Genomic DNA, 8,799 nt, shown 5'->3' on the forward strand with positions numbered 1-8,799 from the left:
TGAGGAGGCCGGATACCGGTGGACGCAGAGCACGCAGAGCACGCAGAGCACGCAGAGCACGCCGAGCACGCCGAGCACGCCGAGCGCGTCGAGTACGTCGAGGAAGCCGGCGGGGTGGTGCGGGGGATGCCGATGCGGCGGTGTCGTCTGCGGACGCCGGCCGGCGAGCCGGTCGCCGAGCTGGAAGTGCTGTCCTTCCGGCAGCGGTTCGGCTCGGTGGCCGTGGCGGCGGAAGGCATCGGCGGGGTGGAGACGCAGCCACGGTTCCGCCGCCAGGGCCATATGGGCCGGCTCCTGCGGGAGGCGCTGCGCGGGATGCGGCACAGGGTGGACGTCGCGTTCGTGTCCGACGGCATCGAAGGCGTCTACGAGCGGTTCGGCTTCGTCAACGCCGTCGGCGAAGGGCAGTTGACCGTTTCCGTCCGCGCCGTGGAACGAGCCACGGGAAGAGATCCCGGAGCGGCCGCAGCCGCAGCCGGCGCCGCCTCAGGCTCCGTCGCCGGTGTCCGGGACGGCGTGGCGGCGACCGACCTGCCCGCCATGGTCCGCCTCTACAACCGCGTCCACGCCGGACGGCCCTGGACGCACGACCGCCCGGCCGACTGGGACCGCCTCGTCCCCACCACCACCTGGCGCCCGGGCTCGCAGACGCTCGTCACGACCACCGGTGACGGGCTCACCGGGTACGCCGTGCTGCGCGGCCGCCCCTTCGGGGATCCGGTGGGGTCGGTGACCGTGGACGAGCTGACCGCCGAAGACACCGGCGCGGCACGCCGACTGCTCGCCGCGGTGGCCCGGCTGTGCTGGCGGGCACGCCTCGCCGAGTTCCGCGTGAGCGAGCCCCCGGACAGTGCGGCCGGACTCGCGGCCCGCGCGATGGGCTGCACGTACGAGCAGCGGTTCCCGGTTTCCGGCGGAATGATGGCCGCGGTCCTGAACCGGGACGGCCTGGTGCGCAGGCTCGCGCCCGAACTCCTCCGGCGCGCCGAGGGCCGGCGCGCCGACGGGCGGCCCCGCGCCGAGCCCGCGTACCGGGCGGCGCTCGACGCCCTCCGCAGCGGGGAACTGCTCGCGGACGACACGGTGCTCGTCCGCCTGCTGCTCGGCCACTGGTCGGCCACGGACGCCTTCGCGCTGCACGACACGCCGTCCGGCACGGGTGTCCCACCGGCCCATCGGGAGCTGTGCACCGCCTGGTTCCCCGGAGGCGGGACCCCCGCCCTGCCCCTGCCGTACGCGCACCGCCTGGACCGGTACTGAGACAGGGAGCTCCGCGACCGTTCCCGCACCGGCACCGGCTGTCGGTGGCGCGTGCTTACATACGGCCCATGACCCGTACGACACCGCCCCGGCCGCTGGACATCACGCGGTACTTCCCGGAGTTGGCCGCTCTGGCCCGCACGGCGACCCGCCTGCATCCGCGCCCGGGTTCCCCGGGTGTCGGGGACAGCTCCGTCGGCGGGCCGCTGCTGTGGCCGGCGGACGAGCCGTGGCCGGTGTGCGAGGACCGGCACGAGGCGTACAGGCCGGTCGCGCTGGAGGACGTGCACACCGTGCGCCGGATCCTGACCGCGGGCTGGGCGCGGCCGCACGAGCCGGGCACGGACTTCCTGACGCCCGAGGAACGCCAGACCGTCCGGCGTGTCCACGACGGTCGCCACCCGGGCGAGGTGCCCCACGGGCCCACGCCGCTGATCCCCGTGGCGCAGCTCCACGCCCGCGACATCCCCGACCTGTTCTGTCCGGACGGCACGGATCTGCTCCAGGTCCTGTGGTGCCCCTTCGACCACGGCGACGACCACGCCCCCGCGGTGCACATCCGTTGGCGCCGCGCCGCCGAAGTCGAGGACGTGCTCACCGACCCTCCGCGACCCGCCCTGGTCTCCTCGGACGGCTATGTCCCCGAGCCCTGCGTGCTCCACCCCGAGCGGGTCGTCGAGTACCCGGCGTACGACGACCTTCCCGACGGGCTCCGCGAACGCATCCACGCCTGGGTGGACGAGGCCGGCGACGACCAGGGCAGCCGCTATCAGTACGAGCTGTCCGTGGCACAGGGGTGGAAGGCCGGGGGGTGGCCGGCCTGGTGGACCTTCACCGACCCGTACCCCTTCCCGCTGACGTGCCGGTGCGGCGCGCCCGTCGAACCGGTCCTCACCGTCGACAGCGGCGAATGGGACGGCTTCGGCAGCTGGCGCCCCGTCGAGGACGCACCCGGCCCCGCCGACCCGCCCTATCCCTCGCCCGGCAATCCGACCCAGGTGACCGTCGGCCGCGGCTACACGCTCCAGGTCTACCGCTGCACGACCTCGCCCGAGCACGGGCCGGTGACCCACATGCAGTGATGCCGCTCCCGACGTCGCAGGATCCGGCTCGCCCGCTCGGCCCGTCACTCCGCGCCCCGGGAGGTGGCGTTCGGGTGACATGCGTGGCCCATCCGGCTGTGCCAGGCTGTTCACAGGTGTCCGACCTCGGCCTTCGGGAGCAGGCAGCCGCGACGAACGGAGCGCGCTGTGGGAGTTCCGATCCGTTTCGCGGCGCTGCGGCGCCGCGTGGCCGCCTGCTGCGCGGCCCTGCTGCTGGTGGGGCTCGCCCCGGGGAGCTGGGCCGGCGCGGCCCAGCCGCCATCGCCATCGCCACCCCCCTCCCCCTCCCCCTCCCCCTTCCCCTCCCCCTCACCGTGGCCCCTGCCGTCCGGCGTGGGCGATCCGGGACGGCTCGATCCGCGCATCACGGAGATCATGCGCAAACCCGACTACCGGAACGCGCAGTGGGGGCTGCTGCAGACCGAACCGGCCGACGGGCGCGTGCTGCACAGCCTGTTCCCCGGCCAGTTCTTCATCCCCGGGTCCACCGCCAAGCTCTTCGCCGTCTCCGGCACCTGGCGGACCCTCGGCGGCGACCACCGCTTCGTGACCCCCGTCTACGCGGTGGGGGAGCGCAACGGCTCCACGCTCACCGGCGACCTCGACCTCGTCGCCCAGGGCGACCTCACCCTCGGCGGCCGGACGCGTCCCGACGGCACCGTCGCCTACACCGACCTCGACCACACCTACGCAAACGACTTCCCCGGCGCGACCCTCACCCCGGAGAACCCCCTCGCCGGGATCGACGACCTCGCCCGCCAGATCCGCGCGTCCGGCATCACCCGCGTCGAGGGCGACGTGATCGTCGACAGCCGACTCTTCGCCCCCGACCCGGTCCTCGACCCCACCCCCACCCCGCTGATCGTCAACGACAACCTCATCGACCTGCTGACCAAGCCCGGAGACCGCGCCGGCACGGACGCCCGGCTCGACTGGCGGCCGAAGGTCGCCCCGTACCGGGTCACCTCCACCGTGCGGACCGTCGGGGCCGGCCGGCCGACGGACATCACGGTGACCGCCACCGACGGTGGCACCCGGATCCGGCTGTCCGGCACGATCGCGGTCGACGCCCGGCCGCTGCTGCGCACCTCGCCCGTCACCGACCCGGCCGCGTTCGGCCGGACCGCGCTGATCGAGGCGCTCGCCCGGGCCGGCGTGACGGTCACCGCCGCCCCCGCCGGCCCCAACCCGGTCACCCGCCTGCCCCGTGGCTACGACGGCCGGCCGAGGGTGGCCGCGTACACCTCGCCCCCGTACGAGCAGTACGCCAAGCTGATCCTGAAGGTCAGCCACAACCTCGGCGCCAATCTGGGCATCTGCCTGATGGCCGTCACCACCGGCAGCCGGCAGTGTGAGGACGGCTTCCCGGTGCTCGCCGGTTTCCTGGACCGGGCGGGCGTCGACCGCGAGCAGGTGCAGCTCATGGACGGCCGGGGCGGCAACCCCGCCGACCGGGCAACGCCGCGGGCGCTGGTGCAGATGCTGGCCTACTGGCAGCGCACCCCGGACGCGAAGCGCTTCCGGGAGGCCCTGCCCGTCCTGGGCGTCGACGGTCTGCTGGCCGAGAACTGCCGGACCTGCCCGGCGCGCGGAAAGGTGTTCGCGAAGACGGGCGCGGCCGTCGGCGGTGACTCCCTCAACGACCGGCTGGCCGTCGGTGCCATCACCATCGCCGGTTACCTGGACAAGGGCGGCGACCGCTTCGACACCTTCTACGCGGGCGTCACCGGGGCATCCACACCGACCACCGACCCGGCCGGCGTCCTCGCCATCGCCAACGACCTCGCGCTGATCGCGGCCTACCTCCAGGAGTCGCCCTGACGCGACCTGCCGGGCGCCCCGGTCACGCCACCTCCTTCGGGTCCGCGCCCTCCGGCACCGCCTCCCGCACCGCCCGCTCCGTACGACCGCGTGCGGCACGGCGCAGCTCGACGCCCCGGGTCCGCCAGTCGGCCGGACCGGCCCAGTAGGGGTGGGTGTACAGACGCCCGGACAGGACGATCAGCCGACGCCGCAGCACGGTCGTACCGGAGGCGGCCGGCGTCCGGGCCAGCTCGGCGTAGGTGTGCAGCCAGGCGGTTTGCAGGGCGATCAGGTCCTCGGGAAAGCGCAACGATGTCACCCGGCCATTGCAACACATGTTCGATTTTCTGTGCGAACGAACCGCCCCGGGCGTCTCCCATGCTCGTGTGACCGAGCGCTGTGGTTGGCCCGTCCGGCCAACCGCAGCGCTCATGACTGCGGAAGGAGTGGTGTGTTTCGGATGTTGCGGCGGCCGATGGTGCCAGGCAAGTCAGGGAGCCGTAGCGTCCGTGAAGGCCGTGAGGAGCGCCCGGGCATGTTTTCGCACGGCTTCGTCCTGGTAGATGATGCGGTCGGCGACGCCAGAGCGGACGACACGGGCGTCGCCGTCGGCGAGGGCGGCGAGCCGGCGCAGGTGGTCGCCTGTCATGGCGGTGGCGCCGAGGGCTTCCAGAGCCTCGCAGGCCCCTGCGGGATCGGCGTCCGATTCGGCGGACCGCAATGCGGCTGCGGCGAGTGCGGTGTGGTCCAGGGTTGCGGGCGCCGCTACCGCCGCTAGGGCCACCACGGCGGCCGGCGCTTGCGCCGGGTCGTCGAGGGCGGCTTCCAATCGGGCGGTGAGAGGGCGTCCCGCCGGGCCGAGGAGTGCTGTCGTGCGGGCGGCCCGCACCACCGACCACCGGGTCCATTCGTTCTGTTCGGCGCGGGCGAAGACGGAGTCCAGAACGGCGACTGCCTCGTCCGTGTCATCCGTGATGCGCCACAGAGCCTCGGCGATGGCCGTGTCCGTGTCCAGCGCCGGCGTGGTGGTCCCGGCGGCGCCCGTCAGTGCCGCGCGCAAAGTCGGCGCCAGGGCCGCTCCCCGGGGCCCGAGCGCTCCAGCGGTGCCCGCGGCGTCCCTGACCTGACCGGCACCACGCCGGAGTTCCTGTTCGAGGCAGTGCAGCAAGGGCGCGAGCTCGCCATCGAGGTCGTACAGGGCCTTCGCCGCGGGGAGGACTCCCTGCTCTGCGGCCACCCGCAGCGAGGTGATGGCCCGGACGCGTTCGCGCGGGCCGCAGCCGGCGGCGACGAAAGCGATGGCCCGAGCGGCCTGGCTTGCATGGTGCGGAAGGGCCGCGCAGAGTTCGGGCAAAGCCGGCGCCGCGCCGACGCCCCACCCGGCCAGCAGCTGCACCAGCTGCCACGGTTCGTTGCCCCTCAGGGCCTCGGGCCGAGAGAGTCGGTCGCGGACAGCGTTGAGGAGACCCTCGTCGAAGGGGAGGACATGGTCGGCCGGGTTCCGGAGCCCGGCCGCTGCGTCCAGGGCCCGTGGACGCCGTCCGAGGGCCGCAGCCAGGAAGGGAACCGCCTGTGCGGGCGCGACGCGTACGAGCGCGGCCAGGGCGCGGTCCGCATGGTCGTCTTCTCGGTCCGGGTTTCGTGCGGCGAGCGGGGCGAGGATGTCCGCAGCCGGTTCGGCGACGCCGCCCAGGCGGCCGAGGAGGGACGCCATGTCGATCACCGACGTCTCGTCGACGGCAGCTGCTCGCAAGTTCCACACCAGTCGCCGCGGGGCTCTGCGGGAGAGCATGCAGGCGCGGTCGGCCGCCCGGAGGCCTTCGGCTCGCACCTCGGCCCGGTCGTCGTGCAGCGCTGCGTCGATCAGGGCGAAGGCAACCTTGCGCTCTGTGTGTCGGCCCCGGCTCAGGAGGGCCTCGACGACGGCGGCCAGTGGCTCGCCGCGTTCGAGGTCGAGGTCGGAGCGCAGGGAGTCCGCGGGCAGAAGGGAGAGCATCGTGGTGTGCATGGCCTCGGTCCACGGAGCGCCGGCGTCGAGGCGGGCGAAAACGGCTGCCATGCGTACCTCGGCGGGCTGGGACGGCTCCAGGACGGCGGCGGCCGCCGCCGCTGCGGCCTGCGGGTCGAGCCGGGCGATCCCGGTCAGCAGCTCGGCACGTGCGGCGGGTTCGGATTCCTCGTCCCAGCGCGCGCGGAAGGCGGGGAGCGCGATCGCGGTGGCGCGGGTGTGGGACACCGCCCATGCCGCGGCCCGGCGGACTTCCGGATCAGGAGCGGCCAGCAGGGGCAGCAGCAGCGGGAGCCGGTCTGCCACTGCCGCTCGGACCGCACCCGGTTCGATGCCGTACTCGTCCTCGCTTTCGGCCAGGCCGCCGAGCAGCGTCAATACGTCTGCCGTGCGGTGGCCGGCAGCTGCGATCGCGGCCAGGAAGGGCACCACCTGCGCGCTGGCGGCGTAGACCGTTCCCTGGTGGAGAACGCTCCCGTACAGCTCGGACAGTGCCTCGTCCGCCGCGTCCGCGTCAGCACCGGCCAGAGCCTGGAGCAGTTCGGGGAGGTCCTCTGCGCTGCCGTACGCGTGTGAGAAGGACGACCAGGGGTGGGTGTCCAGACCATCGAGCGGGTGTGCGATTTCCATGCGAAGCATCGTGCCATCCACCACCGACAGCAGCTTTGAGCGGCGGCTGGTCGGCCTTCCGGCCTGTGTGATGGCGCTACCCGCGGACTTCGAACTGCTCGCGGAGCCGTATCCGCCTCTGCTCTTCGGTGACTGCGCGTCTTTTCGTACGCCGGCGCCCGGCGCGGAAGAGGCGTGGGCCGAGGCCGGCGTCGAGGAGCGGGAGGATGTGGCCGACCTCGTCGATGTCGATGGCCTCGGCGGCGTCCTGCCCGTGTACCCGGCCCCAGGCGGTCTGATGATCTGGGGTGCTTCACTCCACGGCGACACTTTCCTCTGGGCCACGGCAGGCGTGGGCCCGGATGAGTGGAAGGTGACCGTCGCCTCCCACAGCGGAGACTGGTGGACCACACGGCCGGTGCGGTTCAGTTCACGGCTGACCTGATCTCGGGGGCTCTTGAGCCCTGGGGCCTCCCCGCGGTCCACCCCGAGGTCGTCGCAGTCGGCGAGTACGGAGGCTGAACGCAGGTTTCCCGACCGCCGGGCGCTCGGCTGTCGGCCGCGCCGAGCACGATGCACCTGCCCTCGCAGGACGAGCTCAGGAATCCTCGGCCACGGCGTTGCCGGAAGACGGGGCCGCCCTTCTTCTGCGGTACAGCACCACCCCGCACAGCGCGAGGAGGAGGACGGCCATGGCGGACACCCCGAGGGCCGTCCGCTCGGCGAAGAGCCTTGCCAGTACTTCGAGCACGCCGAGCCCCGCGGTCGCGTAGATCAGCGCCCAGGCCGCTCCGCCCAAGAAAAGGGCGGGAAGGTAGCGCGGCAACGGCATGCGCATGCTGCCCGCGAGGAAGTTGGCGGCGGTCTGGAAACCGACGGTCAGGAACGAGATGGCAACCACCGGCGCGCCCCACCGCTGGATCGCCCGCTCGGCGCGCAGGAACTTCGCCGAGGAGATCCGCTCGGAGAACCTGCTGCGCCGGGCACCGGCGCCGGCGAGCCACCCGACGGCGAACGTCCCCCCGGCGCGGAGCAGGACGATGACGTACAGGGCTCCGGCCGTGAGCGCGATCTTATCCACGATGCCTCGTCCCGGGCGCCGAGCCGGAACCCGAGTACCCCGTCACCTGCATGGGCGTCCCGCCCGAGCGGGCGCGCGACGTGCACAAGCCCGATCACCGCCTCTCACCTACGCCCCACCTCTGCCTGCTCCGCCCTCGGGCTCCCACCTGGGCACCGGAACCCGAACTGCACGCCCGGGTTCGCACGCCAGGCAAGGTCAGCCTAACCGAACGTGCTTGCGGCGGATACAGAGCCGTGGGCTACCCGTGGAACGACAGGCGCGCTCAGGGGATCCGCTCGGCCGATGACGGGGCCTCCTCCAGTCCGCCGGGACCCGTGGATTCCAGGCATCGAGGTTGCGGGTCGCCGGGGCCGCAGGTGGCGGCGATGGCCACCTGATCGAGGCGGGCCACCCGTCGTGCTCAGGCGCGGAGCCCCTCAGATCGGTGACCTCGCCGGAGTTCGAGCAGCACGTCATCGCCGCCTGCAACGCCCATCCGCTCACGCCGCGGACCCCGGCGCCGGAGGCCGGAGAAGCTGCATGCGGACAAGGGCTACGACTATGACCATCTGCGCCGGCGGGGGATCCGTCACCGCATCGCCCGCAAGGGCGTCGAGTCCTCACAGCGGCTGGGCCGGCATCGGTGGGTGGTCGAGAGAACCGTGTCCTGGCTGGCCGGCTGCCGCAGGCTCCACCGGCGGTACGAGCGCAAGGCCGAACACTTCCTTGCCTTCGTCGGCATAGCCGCAGTCCTCATCGGCTACCGCCGGTTGATCCGGTGAGCCGGTCGGCCGGGAGCGACAGTCGGCCAGCACCGGTGGTGTCAGTGACAGCTCGTAGGGTGCGCTGGGATTCGATGAGGAGGTTCCATGGGCTTTTCCGGTCATCTGGTCTTTGCGCGCAGTGAGCGCCCACTGCTGGAAGCACCCCTGTTCGGTAGCACTGGTCCAGGG

Annotated in this window: 7 protein-coding genes and 1 pseudogene; 5 read left to right on the forward strand and 3 right to left on the reverse strand. The window is 73.0% G+C overall.

Going from position 1 to position 8,799, the window contains the following annotated elements; all coding sequences use genetic code 11:
- The first annotated feature begins 18 nt into the window (after positions 1-18).
- The 3 genes from AC067U_RS17570 to dacB all read left to right on the forward strand — a co-directional run bounded on the left by AC067U_RS17570 (position 19) and on the right by dacB (position 4,184).
- Positions 19-1,260, forward strand: coding sequence for a GNAT family N-acetyltransferase (locus tag AC067U_RS17570; RefSeq protein WP_478830578.1), 1,242 nt, complete (start codon positions 19-21; stop codon positions 1,258-1,260).
- Between the two features lie 68 nt (positions 1,261-1,328).
- A complete protein-coding gene (locus tag AC067U_RS17575) occupies positions 1,329-2,342 on the forward strand; it encodes a hypothetical protein (RefSeq protein WP_478830579.1) in 1,014 nt (337 codons plus the stop codon).
- A 168-nt stretch (positions 2,343-2,510) separates the two neighbouring features.
- Complete coding sequence (gene dacB, locus AC067U_RS17580) at positions 2,511-4,184, forward strand: D-alanyl-D-alanine carboxypeptidase/D-alanyl-D-alanine endopeptidase (RefSeq protein WP_478830580.1); 1,674 nt, start codon at positions 2,511-2,513, stop codon at positions 4,182-4,184.
- Between the two features lie 22 nt (positions 4,185-4,206).
- Here dacB and AC067U_RS17585 read toward each other — a convergent pair whose 3' ends face one another.
- Both AC067U_RS17585 and AC067U_RS17590 read right to left on the reverse strand, forming a co-directional pair.
- Complete coding sequence (locus AC067U_RS17585; protein ID WP_478830581.1) at positions 4,207-4,485, reverse strand: hypothetical protein; 279 nt, start codon at positions 4,483-4,485, stop codon at positions 4,207-4,209.
- A gap of 171 nt (positions 4,486-4,656) precedes the next feature.
- Entirely contained in the window at positions 4,657-6,804 is a 2,148-nt protein-coding gene (locus AC067U_RS17590) for a hypothetical protein (RefSeq protein ID WP_478830582.1), read from the reverse strand.
- Between AC067U_RS17590 and AC067U_RS17595 the strand changes: the two genes are divergently transcribed.
- Positions 6,803-7,228, forward strand: coding sequence for a hypothetical protein (locus AC067U_RS17595; protein WP_478830583.1), 426 nt, complete (start codon positions 6,803-6,805; stop codon positions 7,226-7,228). The genes AC067U_RS17590 and AC067U_RS17595 overlap by 2 nt on opposite strands.
- 153 nt (positions 7,229-7,381) lie before the next feature.
- Here AC067U_RS17595 and AC067U_RS17600 read toward each other — a convergent pair whose 3' ends face one another.
- Positions 7,382-7,864, reverse strand: coding sequence for a DedA family protein (locus tag AC067U_RS17600; protein ID WP_478830584.1), 483 nt, complete (start codon positions 7,862-7,864; stop codon positions 7,382-7,384).
- A 485-nt stretch (positions 7,865-8,349) separates the two neighbouring features.
- Between AC067U_RS17600 and AC067U_RS17605 the strand changes: the two are divergent.
- Positions 8,350-8,628 (forward strand): annotated as a pseudogene (locus AC067U_RS17605) (transposase); the annotation flags it as partial.
- Positions 8,629-8,799 lie beyond the last annotated feature (171 nt).

The sequence above is a fragment of the Streptomyces sp. NPDC043853 genome, assembly GCF_056436025.1.

What these genes read in the sequence shown, in the direction of transcription:
- AC067U_RS17575 (WP_478830579.1), top strand. Translation starts at nt 1,329, where the DNA reads ATGACCCGTACGACACCGCCCCGGCCGCTGGACATCACGCGGTACTTC.
- AC067U_RS17595 (WP_478830583.1), top strand. Translation starts at nt 6,803, where the DNA reads ATGCGAAGCATCGTGCCATCCACCACCGACAGCAGCTTTGAGCGGCGG.
- AC067U_RS17590 (WP_478830582.1), bottom strand. Translation starts at nt 6,804, where the DNA reads ATGGAAATCGCACACCCGCTCGATGGTCTGGACACCCACCCCTGGTCG.